20 protein-coding genes and 2 pseudogenes are annotated in these 22,287 nt (G+C 39.2%); 21 read left to right on the forward strand and 1 reads right to left on the reverse strand.

The window, feature by feature from the left end; all coding sequences use genetic code 11:
• Positions 1-507: 507 nt before the first annotated feature.
• Positions 508-1,731 (forward strand): ATP-binding protein, encoded by a 1,224-nt coding sequence (locus DW981_RS10135; protein WP_118507636.1) that lies wholly within the window; start codon positions 508-510, stop codon positions 1,729-1,731.
• An 83-nt stretch (positions 1,732-1,814) separates the two neighbouring features.
• Here DW981_RS10135 and DW981_RS10140 read toward each other — a convergent pair whose 3' ends face one another.
• Positions 1,815-2,672 (reverse strand): helix-turn-helix domain-containing protein, encoded by an 858-nt coding sequence (locus tag DW981_RS10140; protein ID WP_118507637.1) that lies wholly within the window; start codon positions 2,670-2,672, stop codon positions 1,815-1,817.
• 368 nt (positions 2,673-3,040) lie between these two features.
• On the opposite strand from DW981_RS10140, the gene DW981_RS10145 reads away from it, so the two are divergent.
• From DW981_RS10145 to DW981_RS10235, 20 genes and pseudogenes are all read left to right on the forward strand, one after another.
• Positions 3,041-6,079 carry a glycoside hydrolase family 2 TIM barrel-domain containing protein gene (locus DW981_RS10145; RefSeq protein WP_118507638.1) on the forward strand — a complete coding sequence of 1,013 codons (3,039 nt, stop codon included), beginning with the start codon at positions 3,041-3,043 and terminating at the stop codon, positions 6,077-6,079.
• 160 nt (positions 6,080-6,239) lie between these two features.
• The gene (locus tag DW981_RS10150; protein ID WP_118507639.1) at positions 6,240-7,604 is read left to right on the forward strand and encodes a glycoside-pentoside-hexuronide (GPH):cation symporter; all 1,365 of its coding nucleotides are present in this window, start codon (positions 6,240-6,242) and stop codon (positions 7,602-7,604) included.
• Between the two features lie 101 nt (positions 7,605-7,705).
• Positions 7,706-8,056: pseudogene (locus DW981_RS10155) on the forward strand (GDP-mannose 4,6-dehydratase); the annotation flags it as partial.
• Positions 8,057-8,329: 273 nt separating this feature from the next.
• Positions 8,330-9,124, forward strand: a complete 795-nt coding sequence (locus DW981_RS10160; RefSeq protein ID WP_118507641.1) for an AraC family transcriptional regulator — start codon at positions 8,330-8,332, stop codon at positions 9,122-9,124.
• A gap of 213 nt (positions 9,125-9,337) precedes the next feature.
• Positions 9,338-9,721 (forward strand): PH domain-containing protein, encoded by a 384-nt coding sequence (locus DW981_RS10165; RefSeq protein ID WP_118507642.1) that lies wholly within the window; start codon positions 9,338-9,340, stop codon positions 9,719-9,721.
• 18 nt (positions 9,722-9,739) lie between these two features.
• Complete coding sequence (locus DW981_RS15130) at positions 9,740-9,886, forward strand: hypothetical protein (RefSeq protein WP_182434220.1); 147 nt, start codon at positions 9,740-9,742, stop codon at positions 9,884-9,886.
• 14 nt (positions 9,887-9,900) lie between these two features.
• Positions 9,901-10,818 carry a nucleoside hydrolase gene (locus DW981_RS10170; protein WP_118507643.1) on the forward strand — a complete coding sequence of 306 codons (918 nt, stop codon included), beginning with the start codon at positions 9,901-9,903 and terminating at the stop codon, positions 10,816-10,818.
• 554 nt (positions 10,819-11,372) lie between these two features.
• Positions 11,373-12,401: a glycoside hydrolase family 172 protein gene (locus DW981_RS10175; RefSeq protein ID WP_243034721.1), complete on the forward strand. Its 1,029-nt coding sequence runs from the start codon at positions 11,373-11,375 to the stop codon at positions 12,399-12,401.
• A 105-nt stretch (positions 12,402-12,506) separates the two neighbouring features.
• A complete protein-coding gene (locus tag DW981_RS10180; protein ID WP_118507644.1) occupies positions 12,507-13,424 on the forward strand; it encodes a serine hydrolase in 918 nt (305 codons plus the stop codon).
• Between the two features lie 149 nt (positions 13,425-13,573).
• Positions 13,574-13,753 carry a hypothetical protein gene (locus DW981_RS10185; RefSeq protein WP_330672662.1) on the forward strand — a complete coding sequence of 60 codons (180 nt, stop codon included), beginning with the start codon at positions 13,574-13,576 and terminating at the stop codon, positions 13,751-13,753.
• Between the two features lie 195 nt (positions 13,754-13,948).
• Positions 13,949-14,311 carry a hypothetical protein gene (locus tag DW981_RS10190; RefSeq protein WP_347474559.1) on the forward strand — a complete coding sequence of 121 codons (363 nt, stop codon included), beginning with the start codon at positions 13,949-13,951 and terminating at the stop codon, positions 14,309-14,311.
• Between the two features lie 111 nt (positions 14,312-14,422).
• A complete protein-coding gene (locus DW981_RS16205; RefSeq protein WP_347474560.1) occupies positions 14,423-14,749 on the forward strand; it encodes a hypothetical protein in 327 nt (108 codons plus the stop codon).
• A 107-nt stretch (positions 14,750-14,856) separates the two neighbouring features.
• Positions 14,857-15,063 carry a hypothetical protein gene (locus DW981_RS16210; protein WP_347474561.1) on the forward strand — a complete coding sequence of 69 codons (207 nt, stop codon included), beginning with the start codon at positions 14,857-14,859 and terminating at the stop codon, positions 15,061-15,063.
• A gap of 36 nt (positions 15,064-15,099) precedes the next feature.
• Entirely contained in the window at positions 15,100-15,531 is a 432-nt protein-coding gene (locus tag DW981_RS10200; protein ID WP_118507646.1) for a selenium binding protein, read from the forward strand.
• A 28-nt stretch (positions 15,532-15,559) separates the two neighbouring features.
• Positions 15,560-16,231: a hypothetical protein gene (locus DW981_RS10205; RefSeq protein WP_118507647.1), complete on the forward strand. Its 672-nt coding sequence runs from the start codon at positions 15,560-15,562 to the stop codon at positions 16,229-16,231.
• A 48-nt stretch (positions 16,232-16,279) separates the two neighbouring features.
• Positions 16,280-17,296: a hypothetical protein gene (locus tag DW981_RS10210; RefSeq protein WP_118507648.1), complete on the forward strand. Its 1,017-nt coding sequence runs from the start codon at positions 16,280-16,282 to the stop codon at positions 17,294-17,296.
• Between the two features lie 204 nt (positions 17,297-17,500).
• Entirely contained in the window at positions 17,501-17,977 is a 477-nt protein-coding gene (locus tag DW981_RS10215) for a PcfB family protein (protein WP_118507649.1), read from the forward strand.
• A 5-nt stretch (positions 17,978-17,982) separates the two neighbouring features.
• Positions 17,983-20,055, forward strand: a pseudogene (locus tag DW981_RS10220) (type IV secretory system conjugative DNA transfer family protein).
• Between the two features lie 72 nt (positions 20,056-20,127).
• Positions 20,128-21,579, forward strand: coding sequence for a viroplasmin family protein (locus tag DW981_RS16215; protein ID WP_182434221.1), 1,452 nt, complete (start codon positions 20,128-20,130; stop codon positions 21,577-21,579).
• Between the two features lie 25 nt (positions 21,580-21,604).
• Positions 21,605-21,967 carry a type II toxin-antitoxin system RnlB family antitoxin gene (locus tag DW981_RS10235; RefSeq protein ID WP_118507650.1) on the forward strand — a complete coding sequence of 121 codons (363 nt, stop codon included), beginning with the start codon at positions 21,605-21,607 and terminating at the stop codon, positions 21,965-21,967.
• Positions 21,968-22,287 lie beyond the last annotated feature (320 nt).

Here is a 22,287-nt window from a genome sequence, read left to right on the forward strand (position 1 = left end):
AAATTAGGATCAGATAAAGAAGAAAAATTATATGATTACATGGGGAAATTGGACTTACAATCTTAGAAGGATATGTAAAGTTTCAGGAAAGAGAAATACATTACAATGATGATATTATAGATAAGCAGAAAATAATAAAAGTATGGTAGTATATCCATGCCGATGTGGAAAAGGATGAATGAGAAAATTATGGAGAAAGTGCTTGATTTTTTGGAGGACAAAAAGCATATTGTGGTTAGGATGTGACGGAGATATATAAAAATGGCAAGGCCAAGAAGACCGAAAGTGAAAAATCCAAAAACAAAGAGAGTGGATGTACGCCTGATGGAATATGAGTACGCCAGATAAAAAATATGCCAAGCGTCATAATCAAACATTTGCACAAACATTGCGATTAGAAGCGAGGCAAAGAAAATTGTATTTTAGGGAATATGGTAGCTGGATAAAAAATATTTTTTCGGCTAAAATATAACCAGAATATAAATTAGCCGAAAGAGGGTTGAAAATATGAATTATATAAAACGAAATTTGGAGAATGTAGTAAGTCAGGTGACAAAGGAATACCCGGTAGTCTTAGTTACGGGACCGAGGCAGGTGGGCAAGACAACAATGCTTCAGAAATTAATGGAAGGAACAGAAAGAGGATACGTAACGCTAGATGATTTGAATGAAAGAAATATTGCAAAAACGGATCCGGAATTGTTTCTGCAGTTGCATAAGCCACCTGTATTGATTGATGAAGTCCAGTATGCACCGGAATTATTTACTTATATAAAGATGCATGTAGATAAGAATCATGAACCGGGAGCATTTTGGCTTATTGGTTCTCAAGTATTTAAATTGATGAGAGGGGTGCAAGAGTCCTTGGCAGGAAGGGTGGCTGTTCTATCACTTACATCTTTATCACAGGCGGAAATATCCGGTGGAGAGATGGAACCATTTTCAATTGAAATGGAGGCTTTAAACGAAAGAAAGAAGAAAAGAGAAGAGGCTGATACAAGAGGGATTTTTGAAAGAATATATAAAGGATCTATGCCGGCAATTGTAAGTGGTGCTAACAGTAATAGCCAGATTTTCTATAGTAGTTATTTGTCCACTTATATTGAGAGAGATGTAAAAGAATTGTCAGATGCTATAGATTCGCTTAAGTTTCTTAGATTTATTACTGCAGTAGCTGCAAGATGTGGTCAGATGGTGAATGTGGCAGAAATCGCTAGGGATGCAGATATTAATCAGACTCAAGCAAAGAAATGGTTGGCTATTTTAGAAACATTGGGCATAATTTTTTATCTCCACCCGTATTCTAATAATTTATTAAAACGTCTTGTAAAAACACCTAAGATATATTTCTATGATACAGGATTAGTGTGTTATTTAACGAAGTGGAGTAGTGCAGAAACGTTAGAGAGTGGAGCTATGAATGGTGCAATTCTAGAAAATTATGTAGTAGCTGAGATCATGAAAACCTACTTGAATTGTGGAAAAGAACCATACTTGTATTATTATCGAGATAAGGATGCCAAAGAGATTGATATAGTTCTTGAGCATGATGGCGTTTTAAATCCAATTGAGATTAAGAAAACTTCAAATCCGGGTACTGAGCTGGTAAAGGTGTTTGATTTGTTAGATAAGTCATCTACAACTCGTGCGAAAGGAGCTGTTATTTGTATGAAACCAGGACTCAGTGCAATTGACAGAGAGAATTATATTGTACCGATTTGGATGATTTAGGATTAGCATTTAAAATATTAGCAATGGGGAAAACTACTTTGGGCATTTCAGCACTCGCCGTATGCAGAGCCTCTTTTATTGGTTCATTTTAAAAGTTTTCGATATTCAGATGGTGAACAGCCTTTTTGTTTATGAAACAGTCGGCTAAAATAAAGTGGGTTATCATAACCGACAATGCGTGCAATTTCATTTACGGCGTAATTTGTGGTTTCTAATAACATCTGAGCATTAGTGATTCGGATGGAGGTGATGAACTGCATAGGTGTTGTACCGGTAAATTTTTTGAAATTCCGAATAAACCAACTGACACTCATTCCTCTGGAAACAGCATATTCCTCGATGTTGATATCACGGTTATAGTTTTCGTTAAAATAGGACGCTGCAGTGTCCATTTCATGATCGAGGTATTCGTTTTTTAGTACATATTTACGAGTAAGCTCCCGGTGAAAAATGATCAGTAAATGGCGTAGCAGTAGTGTCAGCATTTCTTCGTAATCATCCTGACATCTTTGCAATTCTAAAATAATGCGTTTAAAAATACGTTCGTATTCCAGAGATGTTCCAACATGGAAGATACGCTGGTCATTCGAGAAACCATAATTTCTTAAAATGTTCTTTACATCACTTCCGGTAAAATGCACCCAGTAAACTTCTGTTTTATCAATGCCATAGTATTCATATTTCTGGAATTCCTTGGGGCGGTAAAGTACTATGTTTCCTGCTGTAACGACAGTATCGTCATCTGCGTTGTCAAAATGAAAATGAGCTCGTCCGGCTGCTATATAGATGATTTGAAAGTCAAGTCTTCCTTTGGGACGATAAGTTGGAAGCTTTGGGTGTGAGGATAGGCGATAGGTGCCACAGCTTCCTACGATAAGTGGTCGGCTTTTGTCTTTGAAGTCGATAAGGGAGTGGTTGTGATAACCGGAATTTATATACATTTTGAGTCCTCCTTTGGAAAGTGAAATGTCTGACTGTTAGCAGTCAATGGTGAACCGGAAACTATACATAAAGTGAATGTCACCTCAAAACCTACGGTTTTTCGGTGAGAGCTGCGCTCATATAGTTTTGGCCGTATACCAATATTTGACTGCAAGCAGTCAATATTGGTATACAACTAAAACTGCATTCACTTTAGTGTATCATTTTGTGCATGTTTTGTCCATTTCTGTTTATAGACATTTTCTTTGTAAAAATGTATGATGATTTCAAGGTAATACAGGGACGGAAGACAATGAGACACAGAAGGTATTTTATTGATTACCTAATGCGGTGAACAAAAAAATATATATTAAAGGAGGATTACACAATGCTCGTACCACGCTTTTATGAAGATTTGAATGTTATGCACGACAAGACAATGCCAGCGAGGACATATTACATTCCGGCATCAGTTCGTATGAATGATCTAGTGGAGCATCGGGAAAGATCGGATCGTTTTCAGCTGTTAAACGGAGAGTGGAAGTTTCAGTATTATAACAGCATTTATGACGTAACGGAATCATTTTATGAGAAAGGCTATGATGTTTCCGGGTTTGATCAGGTAACTGTTCCGGGTGTATGGCAGATGGATGGTTATGACACGCATCAGTACACGAATATTCGTTACCCGTTTCCATTCGATCCACCATATGTGCCACAGGATATTCCATGTGGAGCATATGTTCATAACTTTGAATATTACAGAGAAAAAAAGGCATCAAAAGCATTTCTGAATTTTGAAGGTGTCGATAGCTGTTTTTATGTATGGGTAAATGGTGCTTATGCCGGATACAGTCAGGTGCCTCACGCTACCAGTGAATTTGATGTAACAGACCTGTTGAATGAAGGGAAAAATACATTAGCGGTTCTGGTGCTCAAATGGTGTGATGGATCGTATTTGGAGGATCAGGATAAGTTTCGGATGAGTGGCATTTTCAGAGATGTTTATTTGCTGAAAAGACCAGAAAAGACAATCAGAGATTATTACATTACGACAGATGTAGAAAAAGACAGCGTTGTTGTGAAATTGGATATGCATTTTGCAGAACCAGTGGAAACGAAAGTTACTATAGAAGATAAATATGGAGCAGTCGTAGCAAGAGGGGAAACAGCAGAGAATGGTGTGTTAGAACTGACCGTGTTAAATCCGGTTTTATGGAATGCGGAGAATCCTTATTTGTATCAGGTTATTTTGACAATGCCGGATGAAGTGATCGTTGATCGGATTGGTTTCCGTACGATTGAAATTAAGGACAAGGTTGTTTATTTTAACGGAGAAAAGATTAAATTCCGTGGAGTCAACCGCCATGATTCTGATCCGGAGACAGGATTTGTGATCGATATCCAGCAGATCAAAAAGGATTTAATGTTGATGAAGCAGCATAACTTTAACGCTATTCGTTCCAGTCATTATCCAAATGCACCATATTTTTATCAGATGTGCGATGAATATGGATTTATGGTGATTGACGAGGCGGATATTGAGGCACATGGACCATTTATGCTGTACCGAAAGGAGGATACAGACCAGAACCGTTTTCACCGTTGGAATGAAAAGATTGCAGATGATCCGGCATGGGAAAAGGCAATTGTGGACCGTGTCCAGCTTATGGTACAGAGAGACAAAAACCGTCCAAGCATTGTAATGTGGTCTATGGGAAATGAAAGTGCGTATGGATGTAATTTTGAAAAGGCGCTTGCATGGACAAAGAAGTTTGATCCGGCCAGGATCACGCAGTACGAAAGTGCAAGATACCGTAATTATGATATTACCTATGATTATGACAATTTGGATCTTTACAGCCGGATGTATCCGTCACTGCAGGAGATAGAGGATTATCTGAAAAATGACGGAAGCAAACCGTTTCTGCTGGTAGAATACTGCCATAGTATGGGAAACGGACCGGGAGATTTTGAAGATTATTTTCAGATGATTCATAAGGATGACCGGATGTGTGGCGGGTTTGTCTGGGAGTGGTGTGATCATGCAATCGCACATGGAACGGCAGAAAATGGAAAGACCAGATATTATTATGGAGGGGATCATGGAGAAACCATTCATGATGGCAATTTCTGTATGGACGGGCTGGTCTATCCGGATCGTACACCGCATACGGGACTGCTGGAATATAAAAATGTCTATCGTCCGGTGAGAATCGTGTCTTATGACCAAGAAAACGGACAGATGGTTCTTCACAATTATATGGATTTTGATGATTTGAAGGATTATGTGGATATTTTCTATGAAATGACACAGGATGGCTTGACTGTGGAAAAAGGAAAACTGGCAAATGTTGTTGCATCACCCCATAGCGATGCGGAAGTGGAGTTGAAGCTGCAGGTTCCAAATACCGGTAAGATTTATCTGAAGCTTATTTACCGGTTGAAAAAGGAAATGCCGTTGCTTGAACAGGGGTATGAATTAGGTTTTGATGAAATGAAGCTTGCAAATGAGGATGATAGAAACAGACAGGCTGTAAAGTGGCTGGAGCAGAAAAAAGGAATCGGAACCATTGCTGTTAAGGAAAACGATAAGCAGATCGTATTACAGGCAAAGAATTTTACTTATGTTTTAGATAAGCGTACCGGATTGTTTGAGAACATGCAGTTTGCCGGAAGAAGTTATATTAACCATCCAATGGAATTAAATATTTGGCGGGCTCCGACGGATAACGATATGTATATAAAACTGGAATGGAAAAAGGCACATTATGATGCTGCCTATACCAGAGCATACCGTATAGAGGTGCTTCAGAACAAGCACGGTGTGCTGATCATGGAGCATCTGGCAGTGGTAGCTGATACCGTACAAAAGATTTTGGATGTGGAAATGACATGGAAGATCAATGAAGACGGGAAAATAGAGGCGGTTATAGAGGCAGTAAAAGATAAAGAATTCCCGGATCTGCCAAGGTTTGGAATTCGGATGTTTTTGAATAAGAAAATGGATGAGATTACTTATTTTGGAATGGGACCACAGGAAAGCTACCGGGATAAACACCAGGCTTCCTGTCATGGATTGTTCCGTTCGAAGGTGGCTCAGATGCATGAAGATTATATTCGTCCACAGGAGAATGGAAGCCATTATGACTGTGATTATGTAGAGCTTACAAATGGTCAATGTGGAATTGCAGCAGTTTCAAAGAATCCATTTTCGTTTAACGCTTCTGTTTATACACAGGAGGAGTTGGAACGGGTATCACACAATTATGAATTGAAAGAATCGGATAGCACCGTATTCTGTATGGATTATGCAATGAATGGAATTGGTTCAAATAGCTGCGGACCGGATGTCATGGATAAATATCGGTTCGATGAGGAAGCATTTCAGTTTCAGTTTGAATTAATTCCGTTTGTAAAAGGATAATACAAGACACTTGATAACCAAAGCAAATTTCCAGAGAAGATGAAGATTTTGTCCGGACAGTCAAAATTTTCTCTGGAAAATTGACAACAAACAATTAGAAAAGACAAAAACGATAGACTACTGGGGTTTCTAAATAACAAATAGTGAAGGAGCGATTCTTATGGAGGAAAAGAAATACTTAAAATGGTACAACAAGATAGGATACGGATCTGGCGATATTGCGGGAAATGTAGTGTATGCATTTTTGACATCATTTGTGATGGTATATCTGACAGATACGATAGGATTGGCATCCGGTATAGTGGGAACACTGATTGCCGTTTCCAAATTATTCGACGGATTTACAGACATCTTTTTTGGATCAATGATTGATAAGACGCATAGTAAGATGGGAAAGGCAAGACCATGGATGCTGTATGGTTACGTTGGTTGTGCAATTACATTGGTAGCCTGTTTTGCAGTTCCAACAAGTCTTGGCAGGACGGCACAGTATGCGTGGTTCTTTATTGCGTATACGCTGTTGAATGGAGTGTTTTATACGGCAAACAACATTGCTTATTCTGCTCTGACATCACTTGTTACCAAGAACAGTAAAGAGCGTGTGCAGATGGGTTCTTACCGTTTCATTTTTGCTTTTTCAACCAGTCTTCTGATTCAAGCAGTTACTGTTGGATTTGTTGCAAAATGTGGTGGAGATGCAGCCGCATGGCGTATGGTTGCAATTATTTATGCAGTGATCGGATTAGTTGTGAATACTATTTCCGCATTATCTGTTAAAGAACTTCCGGAAGAGGAATTAAATGAAGGAGGCACAACAGGTGAAGAGGAAAAATATGGGCTGGTTCAGGCATTCAAGCTGCTGGTAAAGAATAAATTTTATCTGATGATCTGTGGTACTTATATTTTACAGCAGTTATACAGTGCAATGATCGGTGCCGGTATTTATTATATGACCTGGGTTTTGAAAAACAAAAATCTGTTTGGACAATTTGCCTGGGCGGTAAACATTCCTCTTATCATTGCATTAATCTTTACACCAACACTGGTTGGAAAGTGGAATGGTATGTATAAGCTGAACTTGAGAGGTTACATCCTTGCTGTGATTGGCAGAGCTCTTGTTGTTGTTGCCGGATATATGGGAAGTATTCCTTTGATGATGGCATTTACAGCATTAGCAGCATTAGGACAGGGACCTTGGCAGGGAGACATGAATGCAGTGATCGCATCTTGTTCCGAGTATACATATCTGACACAGGGAAAGCGTGTGGATGGTACGATGTATTCCTGTACTTCACTTGGCGTTAAGATTGGCGGAGGTATTGGAACGGCGGTCGTAGGATGGCTCTTAGAACTTAGTGGTTATGTGGGAACACATGCTGTTCAGCCACAGTCTGCGTTGAATATGATGCAGTTTATGTATCTTTGGCTGCCACTGATCTTTGATGTACTTATTATGTTTATCCTTTCCAGAATGAATGTGGAGGAGACAAATGCAAAGATCAAAAAGAAAAGGGAATTACAGTAGAAACCGCTCAGCGGTAATGAGCAGAAATTGGTAACAGGAAAGCATTGTCTTAATTGAATAAACAATTATAGGCAATGCTTTTTGTTACGAAAGGAAAAGAAAAGGATGGTACTTGTGTCAGAGACTATATTCATGTAAATGATCTTGCACAGGCTCATATTCTTGCAATGAAGTATCTTTGTGATGGAAATGACAGCAATATATTCAATCTTGGAAATGGAGTCGGTTTTACGGTAAAAGAGGTTGTGGAAACTGCGAGAAAAGTGACAGGACATCCAATTTCGGCGAAGGAAGAACCACGTCGAGCAGGAGATCCATCTATGTTGATCGCTTCCAGTGCAAAAGCAAGGGAAGTGTTAGGATGGAATCCGCAATATGCAGATTTGGAAACAATTATCGGTACGGCATGGAAATGGCATAAAAGTCATCCAAATGGATATCAGAATGTGTGAGGGGGGGAAGTGGTCTGCTTTTTCGGTATTCAGTTTTCACAAATAGTCCTTTTAGCCAGATTATGCATGATATACATGCTCAAAATATCCTTCATAGAAAGCTAAAAGGTTGTTCATATAATTTTTGAATTTGCTCATTTTGCATTCCTCCTTTCCTTGTTTGCAAGTTCATTATAGGACAGGCTGGATAAGAATGCTTGCCAAATTAAAAGAAAATGTAGACAAATGTTGCAGAGGAAATCAACAATTAAGTAATAAAGGGGAGATGTATCAATGCATTTGACGTTTAAGGAAACAAAGGAAGAGGTATATGCGGCGCAAAGAGTGTCAAAACATGTATCTCCACATTTGCATAATGCATTGGAGATTGTGTGCGTAACGGAAGGAACACTTGAGATGGGAGTGGGGCAGGAATTATATCATATGGAAAAGGGTGATATCGGATTTGTCTTTTCTGATATTATTCATCATTATCAAGTGTTTTCAGAAAAAACGAGCCGGGCGGATTATATCTTGGTTCCGTCTTCTTTTGCAGGAGTACTTAAAGATAAAATACAAGGATATGCTCCTAAATATCCGGTTATTCGTGCGGGGCAGATTGAACCAGATGTTTATAATGCAATTCAGGCGATTATCCAAATGGAAGAAAACGAACCTATGATTGTTCAAGCTTATGTTCAAATTGTGCTGGCAAGATGTATAGGAAAAATGGAATTGGTGGAAAAAAGTTGTGTGGGAAGTGATGACTTAATTTATCGTACTGTATCTTATATATCAGGAAATTTCAGGAGACAGTTTTCTTTGGAAGATATGGCACGCGATCTTGGAGTGAGCAAGTATGTATTATCCAGGGTGTTTTCTAAAACATTTCACCGTAATTTCAATCAGTATCTCAATGATGCCAGATTAAGTTATGCATGCACAAGATTGGTAAATACCAGTGATACGATCCTGAATATCTGTCTGGACAGCGGTTTTGACAGTCAGAGAACATTTAACAGAGTGTTTAAAGAACGCTATAAAACCGCACCAAGTGAATATCGGAAAAACAAAAGACGAAATGGGTAAGGGGATAGAAGTGGGAAATTCAAAAATATAGAAGGGCAGGACAGTTGTAGAAAGACTGATTTGCCAAACGCAGTGGTCTTTCAACAAGCACGATTGACAGAAGGCAGAGGGTAAATTATCATACTATATAAAGACAACATGATAAAAACGGTATGTGATACAATGAGATATCAGATAAAGTAAATAAACACAACAGAATGATAGGAGGAAAATATGGCAGTAAATTTTAATCAGGACAGTGTTTTTAATTTGAAACCGATTAGCAATGATGAGGTACGTGGAGAGGTTGACGGGTTATTGATTGCAGACGAAAAGGTGGAGTTTGCATTTAAAACGATTCGCGATCAGTTAGTATTTACAAACAAGAGGATTATTTCTATTGATGTGCAGGGGATTACAGGAAAGAGAAAATCCTTTGCGACAATGCCGTATTCCAAAATTCAGTATTTTTCAATTCAGACACCGGGATTTATGGAATTGTTTCCTGATTCAGAATTATTCGTAATGTTTACGAACGGATTTACAGCCAAATTTGAATTTAAGGGTGCTGTAGATATTGGGAAGATTGGCAGGATGTTATCTGAGTACGTTTTGTGATTCAATGTCTTATAAGGTGTGAGGGACGATGATGGACTGGAAGCAGAGCAGGTCGGGGATGACAGGGTTCTTCGTTCTCTGATCAAGGTGGCATCCCACAAGGAGGAAAACGACGGACTTTTTGATTATCAGGGAGAACGGGATAAAATAACATGGGCAAAATGATAAAGGAGTAGGAAATGTCATCAGGTAAAATTACACTGGAACAGAGAAAAGCTTCCCTGCATTATCATGTGCAGGAATACCGTAAAAGACGAGTGATCATTGATACGGATGCCGCCTGTGAGGCGGATGATCCTTTTGCAATCGCACAGGCATTGATGAGTAAAATGCTTGAGGTCAAGGGAATATGTGCGGAACATTTTGTGGCAGAGGGAAGCATGGAACAGAGCTATGAGATGATCTGTCGTGTAACAGAGGCAATGGGGGCAGATGTGCCGGTGCTTCGGGGACAGACCGGCAAAATGTCAGAGCATCAGGGGAAACCCATGACAGAGGCGGCGCAGTTTATCATCGAGGAGACCATGAAGGAGGATGACAAGCCGTTGTTTGTTTTATGTATTGGGGCAGTTACAAATGTGGCGGAAGCCATCCGGGCAAAGTCCGAAATTGTGGATAGAATGACAGTAGTATGCATTGGAGGCAATCCCATTGGTTGTGAGAAGCCGGGATGGGAATTTAATTTTGGAAATGATGTGGAGGCGGCCAATACAGTGCTTCACTGTGGAGGAGATATATGGATGATTCCCAACAATGTTTACGGAACCATGCATATTGGTTTTGGAGAAATACAACGACGGATCGCTCCTTATGGCGAGATCGGCAGATTATTGTACGAAAATCTCATATCATTTTATGAAACAGAAAACGCCTCGTGGTCGGCGGGAGAGAGCTGGTCGCTTGGAGACTCCCCGGCGGTAGGAGTGACCCTGGAACCAAATTGCGGCAGCTTTATGTACTGCAAAGCACCGGAGGTACAGGAGGATACCTCTTATCGCTATCCGGAGAACAGTCCGCAGATCAGAGTATACACATCGATCAATTCACGCTTTATTATTGAGGATTTTATCAACAAGCTTCAAATATTGTACGGATAAAATATAGAAAACTTATACACAGGATTTTCTTGACAATACAGGTCTATTATTGTAAACCAAACACAAGGTTTACGATTATAAACTTGCAACATAAAAAGGAAAGACTTTCATATGTTTCTATGCGGGATTACAAAGCGTTATGCGTGGCAGTTCTTTTTGTACCATCAAGGGCAGAGCCGCAAGGCGGTGGCTGGTTTGTTTACCTCTGGCTCAGAATCTAAGAACAGTTTTGCTGCATGCACAGTATTGTCTGTTGCCCCATTGCTATGAGGTATTGCCATTTACCCGGCATATTACCAGCCATGGCTAAACCAGAATCCTGTACAGGCGGCTTATATTTAAACTCTTTGTGTGGCCGCAGGAAGTTGTAATAAGTAACCCACAAAGCAAGGTCGTAGTTGGCTACCTGCTGATGAGATATGTGTAACCATGTAATGCCGGGGCGGTACCTGAAACAGCTGCCGGACAATGGTTGCATTGTTTGGAACGATAGGAAATAGCAATACAAGTTGTAGGCAGGTGGCTACCCAGGTTTGATCAGAGAGGAGAAGAATATGAACAACTATTGTATGATCCAGAACTCCAAAACGTTTGCATTTTCCGCAGAGAATCCAACCGGTGTACGCGCAGGTGGTTCCCAGGGCGGTGACTGCACCAAGCTTCGTCCGACCGTGACGATTCCTGCAGGGGAAACCGTAACTCTGGTAGATGCTGCAGGACCGGGTGTGATCCAGCATATGTGGTTTACCGGATATGTCGGGCACCATTTTATCATCCGTATGTATTGGGATGATCAAGAATATCCGTCTGTGGAAGCTCCGCTCTCTGCATTCTTCGGATGTGCCTATGATGAAAATTTCGTGGACCGGGATGGCAAATATCCGGTGTTGAATTCTGCCATGATGCTGGTAGCTCCTGGTCGCGGCTATAACAGCTATTTTGAGATGCCGTTCCATAAGAGAGCTCGGATCACGATGGAAAACCGTGGTGACAAGGATGAAAATCTCTATTATATTATCACCGGAGCTTATCAGGAGATTCCGTCGGAGGCTGGTTATTTCCATGCCACCTATCGCCAAGAGCACCCGGTTCAGAAGGGTCGTACCTACACAATCGTTGACGGAATCGAAGGCAGGGGACAATTTGTCGGTGTGACTCTGGCAACTGGTATGAATGGCAACAATACCTGTTGGGTAGAAGGCGAAGCCCGCATGTATCTGGACGATGATCCGTATCCGTCTATCCACTATACCGGAACTGAAGACTACTTCGGCGGTTCCTATGGATTTGGAAATGACATCATCATCAAGAGCTATCAGACCTTCAGCGGCTTATATACCGGCATGTATGCAATTTATGGAGACAATCGGGAATTCTATAACGGACAGCAGAGATTCCTGCTGTATCATTTCCATATTGCAGACCCGATCCGTTTTGAGAATAAGTTTCGTATGACACTCGACAACATGGGCTGGACCGGACCGCGTTACGATGATTACACCAGTGTTGCTTATTGGTATCAGACCCTGCCGTCCGCACCGCTGATGCCACTGCCGACAGATGCAGAGATGTGTATGAGATAATAGAACCAGATTGGAGATGTCAGATAGATTGGTTTTACCTTGCGACACGTCGCACAGGTTATATCGGACTGACATCAGAGATTTGCCGGAAAGGATAGAGGTATTATGTTACTGGAAGAGAAGTTTTTGGAATTTCATCGTTATGCCAGCAGCCACAATCTGCCGCTGGAAGCTATCAGTGTCGGAGATGAGAACAAGGTACTCTGTGAGATGCACTACGCAGCAAATGCACCGAGAAATATTTATTCACATACCAAGAGTTTTACGGTAACAGCAGTTGGACTCGCAATGGAAGAGGGAAAACTAAGCCTGGAAGATCATGTGGCGGAAGTGTTTAAAGATAAACTTCCTTCAAATCCGGATCCAAATCTGGAGAAGATTCAGTTGAAACATCTGCTCTGCATGTCCAGTGGCTTTGGTAAGGCACTTCTGATGAATGCGGACAGACGTCCGGGCGTCGGCGCACCGGATTATGAGAAATATATGATGGCACAGCCGGTTCCTGTGGAGCCAGGCAGTGCATTCTGCTATTCCTCTGCCGACAGTATTCTGGCTGCTCATATGGTAGAACGGGCCGTTGGCAAGCGGATGGGAGAGTATCTGTATGAGAAGGTATTTCAGCCCCTTGATATGGGATGGCCGCTCTGGGAGCATGATCCACAGGGACATCCGAATGGCGGCGGAGGTATGTATCTGACTTGTACCGAGATGATGAAACTGGGACAGCTCTATCTGGCTGAGGGTAACTGGAAGGGCGAGCAGATTGTCAGCAGGGACTGGGTGCAGGAGGTGTCCACCCCGAAATTTACCTTCGAGCCATCTGCAGATCTCTGGCATGTAGGATATGGCTATCAGTTCTGGATCAGTCCATATCCAGGATCCTATCGTGCTGATGGTGCATTCGGACAGATTACAACGATTCTCCCAGAGAAGGGATTGGTTGTTTCCATCCAATGTCCGGAGCAAGGTAATTTCGATCAGGTGAAACGTGCGCTGCATGAACATTTTCTGATGGAATTGTAAGAATAGACTTGCAACAATATGCTATAATTTGCCCAGAAACCGTACTTTCGGCTGAAAAGGCTTAAAATCAAGGCTTTTAGGGAATGTTAAGCCACATATCGCAAATGATGGTGCAAAGACTTAACAAACAGCTTAAGGGAGAAGGAGATGTGGATAATCTGGATATTTTGGGCAATACAACAGAATCTGCAATCCAGGCAACGAAACAAGCACTTTATAATTTGGATCACCCGGTAGTATACACTCCCAAAAGTATAGAGGTTCAGCAAGCTTGTATTAAAGAACGGGAATTTTATGTTGCGTTTTTGGAAAAGTTAGAAAAGTTATAATCTTTTAGGCTGTTTGCAAGAAAAGTAAAAAAGAGAAAATCCTCTTGGACTGGATAAAAATTCAGTTCAACTTATAATGATATGGTGCGTGTATGCACCATAAAATATGTAAATGGTAAAGACGATAATGATTTTTTTGAAGAATGAGGATATAGATGCAAGTAGTGTGGTTTTGAAACAGGAGGATGGTTAATTGTGAAAGAAAAATACATTACAGACGATGAAAGGGAGAAATGCGGAAAAGTTGCAGATGCTTTTGCAGAGCTGTATGAGATTGAAAATATACTTGTTGTGGATGCTGGAAGATACGGTTTTGTCAAGTTACAGTATTATAGACCGCCGCAAGGTTTTGAAGATGCAATTACCTTTACGGATAGCCGGAGCATGTTTGAGAACTTGTGGGAGGAATGGTTTGACACGCAGCTTTTTCTTCTGGCAAAAGGAACACCGATGGCAGGAATGGGATATCATGAGATATTCCGGTGTCTGCCAAAGGAGAAACAAGAGAAACTTATGAATAGAAAAGCCGGATTTGCAAAAACGGCAGGAATAGAATAAACAGGTAACAGCGTTAGGGCAGTTATGAGTGAAATACTTATAGCTGCTTTTTTTTTGTGCTTTTGGACACGGTGTCCAGAAGCGGGAAGGAGAGATATATAGATGGAATCAATGAGAGATATTAACAGGGTAATGGAGCGTGAGATAGCGAAGGGGAGCTGCCCTTTGAAGCTGGATCATATTGAATTTGGAGATTATTCGTATCAGGAGATAACATCAAAGGAAAAATTGCTGGAGGTGCTATCCTATTTGCTGAGAATAGGTGATTTCAGCCAGTATGCCGGAAAAACTATCCTAAATAATGTTTATATGGACCTGCGAGGGAAAAAAAACGTATTTAAGCGAACTAGGACAGCCGTAGAGAAAAATAATATATTTGCAACAATCAGAAGGTATGCAAAGAAGCTAAAGCGCAGTATAATGGAGATGTATATCTAGAAAAGGTCAGATGTTATTTCGATATACCGCAAGAAAATCTGGAAAAGTGTCGATATACATATCAAGGGAACGAAACATACGCCTTTCTGATGTCGGACAAGTATATCATGGCATTATATACGCATTGTCTGGTGGTGAGAAAGGAAGCTGCTATGCAGGAGATGCAGATTGAAGGCTTTACGGAAAAAGAATATGGAATGGTAAGGCTGGAGAATGTAGGGGAGGTTTTGTTTCAAGCGTTGTTATTGGACAGCGTTAGATTGAATAATGCAAAAATGTATGCAGAGTTTTGCACAATTTATTTCCTTCAATAGAGTCATGATAATAAATTATTGGTTGAGGTGAAAATTATGTATGAGAACTATACGAGGCAAGCATTGCCTTCAAAGAAATATCGGGAGCTGTTAGGAAGTGCATTGTGTGCATTTAATGCTAATAATGCATTTGTTATAGAAAATATTTTACGTTCAGATGATAATAGTCAGTATAGTTGGTATGATTTGATGGATTTAGAATCAGGAAGATTGTCAACGCCGATTAAAAATACTATTACCCAAAAATCTGATACAAAAATAGCAAATCTTTTTGAAGAGCTTGTCGATATGAGAAATCGAATCATTCATAGTTTTCAGATAACAAGTGATAATGAACAAATGTTGGCTACAAAAACACGTGTTAAAGATGGAAACCAACAGTTTATAATCACAGAATCTTATTTACTAGATTTTATCAAGAAAAATGAAGAATTAAGTTGTGATTTGCATCATTTTAGAGGATTCTAATAAAAAATAGAGATTAGGAGGGATTGATATGGTAGTTAAAGGGTTCCCATTGATTAAGTTTCAGAGTGAAGAACGGATTGAGAGTTTACAAAACGGGTTGATTTATATGAATTCATTAGAATGGTTTCGAAATCATGAAAGTGATAACGGAGATGAAGTTATTGGTGATTCATTTGAAGCTATGTTTCATATCAATGAAGGGAAATTTATTTTACCCGATACAGGTGAGAAAATAGAGATTAAAGATGAACTAATACAAACAACTTCATCTAACGATTATGCTTATTGTATGTTTGGTGTTAATCCATACAGTAAAAATTTCAGTTTTACTGATGAACAAAAAGAAAATATTCAGAATTTTGGAGATACAGCATTACTAATATTGGATAAAGATGAGTTTTTCAATAGATTGCGTACTGCTGCATTAAAAGAGGGATATGAAATATATGGTGGATTTGTCCAATATTATGACGAAACACAAGATTCATTGAATCTAATTTTATCCTTGCTTTCCGGAATGCATAATATTGCATATTGGAAGCGGAAAAAGTATTGTTATCAACAAGAGTTTAGATTTTTGGTTCATACACAAAATTGCGAAAAGGATCATTTGGAACTGAATATTGGAGATATACGTGATATTTCAAAAGTATTTAAAACATCAAAAATCTTAAATGCTGAGGTTGTAAAGATTAAGTAACCAAGAGCTAATAGTAATTCAGGTTTTGAAAAAGGAGGGTGAAATGTTATGAGTAATACACCAATACAAGCACTTCATAATTATCATCAAACAGCCAAATCGTTGAATTTAGCGAAAAGAATAGAATTAAAAGAGCTATTAGGAATAACAGAAGATGATGAAAAAAGACTGGTTGGATTAGATAATGAAGACGAATTTATTGTAATTTTGTATGCATTAGAATGGGTTGAGTCGTTTTCTGGAATCGAAGAAGGCATTGCACAAGTAACAAAAACCAAAACAACAGATTTTTTTGTTGAGACAGTACAAGGAAGAAAGTTGTCAATTGAGGTGAAATCATCTAAAGATCATGAAATATCCTTTACACGTAATTTGGTTGAAGAGAAGGAAGAGTTTTCTCGACAACATTCACATGAATGCTTTTTTGCTATAAAATTAGCAGGACTCTGGATGCTTTTTAGTAGTGAATATATTTTGAAAAGGGGTTGCAAGATTTCGCTAGAAAAGGATTATTTCAAATCTGAAATGAATGAGATTTTTGGGGAAAGATTATTTTTATTTCAAAAGGGTCTTGAAATCGTAACTACTTATTCAAAATCAAAAGAAGGTATTTGTGGAATAAAAAATGAGTATGGAAATGCAGTTCGTATTGCCGTAAAAGTAAATGGAAAGCGAAAATTTTTGATATCATCAAATAATAGTAGCTATGTTTTTTTGAGTATTGTGCTTGAAACCATAGAAAATGCAATGTCTAATCAAGAGCAGATTGTTACTCGTAAGGACAATGATGATACGATAGTGATTGAAAGGCTAAAAGAAAACTTATTTGTGCAATTTTCTAATATATTAACAGCACCAATTTTGCATACAATGAATACAGAGTTAGAAGAAAATTATTCATTTCCAACTTATATTGAAGAAATGAAGAAAAAGGGGCATCAAAATTTATTGAGTCGTAAGTTGGTATTAGGAGCACTATCTTTATTTGATGATGAATACCCGATTGCAATTTCGTTTAACAATAAAGAATTTTATTGGTTGAAAGATATGCAGATAGATGAATAAAAAATATCTGTAATATAATAAAAGGTATAAAACAGAAACAGCGTCAGGGCAGTTATAAGTCGAGAGATTTGTAGCTGCCTTTTTTTATTGCTTTTGGACACGATGTCCAGAAGCGGAAAGGAGAGTTATGAGATATTTATTACATAGGCTGTATGTTCCACCTTAGCGGAGCATACGCACAGCAAATGCAGAACGGAGGTACTTATGCAAGAGGAAGTAACGCAGAGAACAATCGCTCTTGTAATTAAGACCGCTAAACTGGATGCCAACGTCTTGAGGGTTGCAATGCAGATGTATCTGAACCATCGCAGGCAGAAAACACAGAAAACGCATGGTAAAACTTCTGTGAAAAAGCTGGTTGGCGAAGGCGTGGGAGTTTCATCTATCGAAGTGACGGACGGCAATATCAAATCCTTTGAGCGGGTAGCTCGTAAATATAATGTTGATTTCGCTGTCAAGAAAGACAAGACAACGCACCCGCCGAAATATGTGGTATTTTTCAAGGGCAGGGATGCCGATGCGGTAGAACAGGCATTCAAGGGATTTGTTTATGGTAATGAGAAACGAAAGGGCAGAACTTCCGTACGGGAGAAACTGAAACGCTTTAGGGATGCAGTATCACAGAATAAGAACAGGGAACGGAGCCGGGAAAAGAATAAGGACAGGGGGCAGAGCCTTTGAGTAACATCATTGAAGGCATAACCAAAGACCTGAAGGCTATCCCGAAAAATCTGAAAGCAAAAGCAGGCGGTATGGATACCAAGAAGCTGGTGCTTTTGAATCTGTCCTATATCTTTGTTGGATATTTCTGTGATAAGGTTGCATGGCTGTGGAGAGTATCAGAAGGTACAAATGCTTCTGATAAGATGATGGCAGTCATGAACCGTTTTGATAAGCTGTTTGCCAATCCATTGCCCAGCTTACACCCAAGAGATTAATTGATTGGTGTGGCAGGTGGCATAGCACTGCGACTTGTGGTGTATTACAAAGCCAAGAATGCCAAGAAGTTCCGGCAGGGCGTAGAATACGGTTCCGCAAGGTGGGAAAATGCCAAGGACATAGAGCCATATATGGACGCTGTGTTTGAAAATAATGTCCTTCTGACACAGACGGAACGGCTGATGATGTCCGGCAGACCGAAAGAGCCGAAGTACGCAAGAAATAAAAATATTCTTGTTATCGGTGGCTCCGGTTCCGGTAAGACTCGCTTTTTTGTGAAGCCGAACCTGATGCAGATGCACTCGTCTTATGTTGTCACTGATCCGGAAGGAACGGTATTGGTTGAGTGCGGAAAGACGTTAAAAAGGGGCAAGTACAAGATAAAAGTTTTGAATACCATAAACTTTGCTAAATCCATGCATTACAATCCTTTCGCCTACATTCGGAGCGAAAAGGATATTTTGAAACTTGTAAACACGATTATAGTTAACACCAAAGGAGAGGGACAGCAATCCGGTGAGGACTTTTGGGTCAAGGTTGAAAAGCTCTACTATACTGCGCTTATCGCTTATATCTGGTATGAAGCTCCGGAGGAGGAGCAGAATTTCGCAATGCTGATTGATTTGATTGATGCCAGCGAAGCCAGAGAGGACGATGAGAACTTCAAAAATGCCGTGGACTTATTGTTTGAGGAGCTGGAAGCAGAAAAAACCAATCATTTTGCGGTAAGACAGTACAAGAAGTACAAACTTGCTGCCGGAAAGACATCGAAATCAATCTTGATTAGCTGCGGTGCGAGGTTAGCACCATTTGATATTAAGGAGCTGCGTGACCTTATGGAATATGACGAGCTGGAGCTTGATACTCTGGGAGAGGAAAAGACAGCATTATTCGTTATTATTTCTGATACCGATGCCACATTTAATTTTGTGGTATCAATCATGTATTCACAGCTCTTTAACCTGCTTTGTGATAAAGCAGATGATGTTTATAGCGGAAGACTCCCGGTCCATGTGCGTATGCTCCTTGATGAGTTTGCGAACATCGGGCAGATTCCACAGTTTGAGAAGCTGATCGCTACAATCCGTAGCCGTGAAATATCAGCTTCTATTATTTTGCAGTCAAAATCCCAGCTCAAGGCGATTTATAAGGACAATGCAGACACTATAGAGGGCAACTGTGATACCACATTATTCCTTGGAGGAAAGGAAAAGACCACTTTAAAAGAGTTGGCGGAAGTATTGGGTAAAGAAACGATTGACCTTTATAATACCTCGGATACAAGAGGTACGAGCCAGTCCTACGGTCTGAATTATCAAAAGACCGGAAAAGAGCTTATGAGTCAGGATGAGATAGCGGTCATGGACGGCGGAAAATGTATCATGCAGCTTAGGGGCGTGAGACCTTTTTTCTCAGATAAGTTTGATATAACAAAGCATAAGCGGTACAAAGAGCTGTCCGATTTTGACCCGAAAAATGCCTTTGACATTGAAGACTATGTGAAGCATCTGCAACACCGCTTTAATCATATGGTCGGCAGATACAATGACATCTACCGGGTGCAGATGCCAAACATTACACCTCATATATGCCGACACACCTATTATTCAAATATGGCAAAATCGGGAATGAGTCCAAAGACGCTGCAGTACCTCATGGGGTATTCGGATATATCGGTTACAATGAATGTGTACACGCATATCGGATTCGATGATGCTGAGGAAGAATTGAAACGGATGGAAGAGTATAGGAAGGCGCAGGCAGAGGTTGAGCAGAAGAAAGAGAAACCGATGTCGCAGAAGATGTTTAAAGTGATTTGATGGATGAAAAGTGTTGACAGAAAGAGCGAGTGGTAATATAATTATATATCCATCTGATGTGGAGGAATTGTCATGGGGAAAAAGAGTAAAAAATACTATGCGGTAAAAATCGGCTTTGTTCCGGGAGTGTATTTGACATGGGGGGAGTGTCAACAGAATATTAATGGCTTTTCGGGTGCTGTTTACAAAAGTTTTGATACCCAAGAAGAAGCTGAGCAGTTTTTGAGAGGAGATGTTGGCTCTGGTAAAGAAACAGATTCTGTAAAAAGAATATATACTGATTCTGAAGCTGTAGCTTATGTAGATGGTTCATATAATCCAGATACGAATGAATATGCATACGGGGCAATCGTTTTTTATGATGGTGGAGAAGAACATTTCGCAGAAAAATTCAATGATAGCGATATGGCTAAAATGAGAAATGTAGCAGGTGAAATTGAGGGTGCAAAAAGAGTAATGCACTTTTGTTTAGAACGAAATATAAAAGCTATTGATATTTTTTACGATTATGAAGGGATTGCTGCTTGGTGTACTGGTGCATGGCAGGCAAAACAGGAGGGAACCAAGGATTATAAGAAATATTATAATAGTATAAAAGATAAAGTAAGTGTTAGATTTGTTAAGGTAAAGGCTCATTCTGGCGATACATATAATGAATTGGCTGATAATTTAGCGAAGACTGCTCTTGGATTAATTGAAGCAGGATCTATTTCAAATAAGGATAATGGAGTAGTTGCTACTGGAATCAAGCAAGAGGATTTGGTGGGAATATTGGATTTATTAAAAGAGGATTGTGATGATTTAGTGGTATATGAAAAAGAAATACCACATGGAATCCAATATGAATTACAGATTAGTAAACCTACTAAGCAAAAATTATATGTAAATTATTACACAAATAAGAATAAGATATGGATAAGTGGAAGAAAAGAGGACTTGTTTAACTCTTTTACAATGTATATTATTGAGCTGCTTGATGCAGATGAGATACCAGAGTTTCTTAATACAGTTCATAATTTAAATGTAGATAAGGATGTTGTTCAATCGGAATTTGAAAAATATTTTCCACACGCATTGGGTAAATTGCCGGGAGAGATTACGAATTATTTACATCAGGCAGTTTATAATCTTCAGATTAATGGAGACGTGTATGTTGCTAATTTTTTGGTTGAGCCAGCTATTAGACCTTTAGAAGGTATATTGAAAATAGCACTTCAAGAAAATGGTTTTCCTATTCGAAAAGAGGATAAAGACTATGATACTTTTTTTGTATTTAAGGAGAAAGAATTTGGCTATGTGATAAAAGAACAGTTTTTAGAGAATCCGCCAAGTAAAGAAATTCAAAAATATTTATGTAAGTGTTATAGATTTTATCGTGATAATAGACATACAATGTTTCATTGGGATAATCCATTGGGCGAGGATACTACAAGAATTATAAAAACAGTAACTGAAGCGCATGTTATAATTCGAGATGTAGTAGCGTTAATAGATGAATATTATTCTATTAGAAGTAAATCATAGAATATAGAAAGAAAGGAGCGGTATTATGACAAAAGATTTTGAAGTGATAGGTTTGGCAGATAATCTGGAATATCATTATCTTGTGGTATTGTGCAAATCTGAATCGCCATATGAATTTCTTGATGGTATCGCTCACAGCTTGAATTCACAGATAGGAGATTGCAAAATCCTTATTGATGAAATATTACATGTAGGAAATACAGAGAAAAGATACATGGAATTTTCATTGATAGATGGGAAATTGGTTGATGGAAAATTTGTACGAATACCTAAGTCAAGTGATTTTAGGGCTTTAAGTTGTGCTTTTTTAAAGAATAATGATGTAATGGAAGGGTCAATTATATCGTCGGTTCAATATCGAATGATAAATAAAGGCATTGTGATTTAGGAAAATGAAGTATATGAGCCTATGAAAAGTCAAGAATTGTTTCTTGGCTTTTTTAATAATAAGTAAAATGGTAAATTGAAAATCCTTAGTAGTAACCCATCCCTTTTACTACTAACTTTACTACTAAGCGGTAGTAATAACTTGCTAAAGCTTGCTCTGATTTGCCACATTCACACATTTCAGAGCATAACAAAAAATCCTCGAAATTCCTTGCAAAACGGGGCATTCCGGGGCAAAACAAGGAGAAATAAAGCTATGATTAAAGTACTATTCATCTGCCACGGCAATATTTCAAAATAATATGGCAATGTCAACATTTA

The sequence above is a fragment of the Clostridium sp. AM49-4BH genome, assembly GCF_003478335.1.
GTDB lineage: Bacteria > Bacillota > Clostridia > Lachnospirales > Lachnospiraceae > Butyribacter.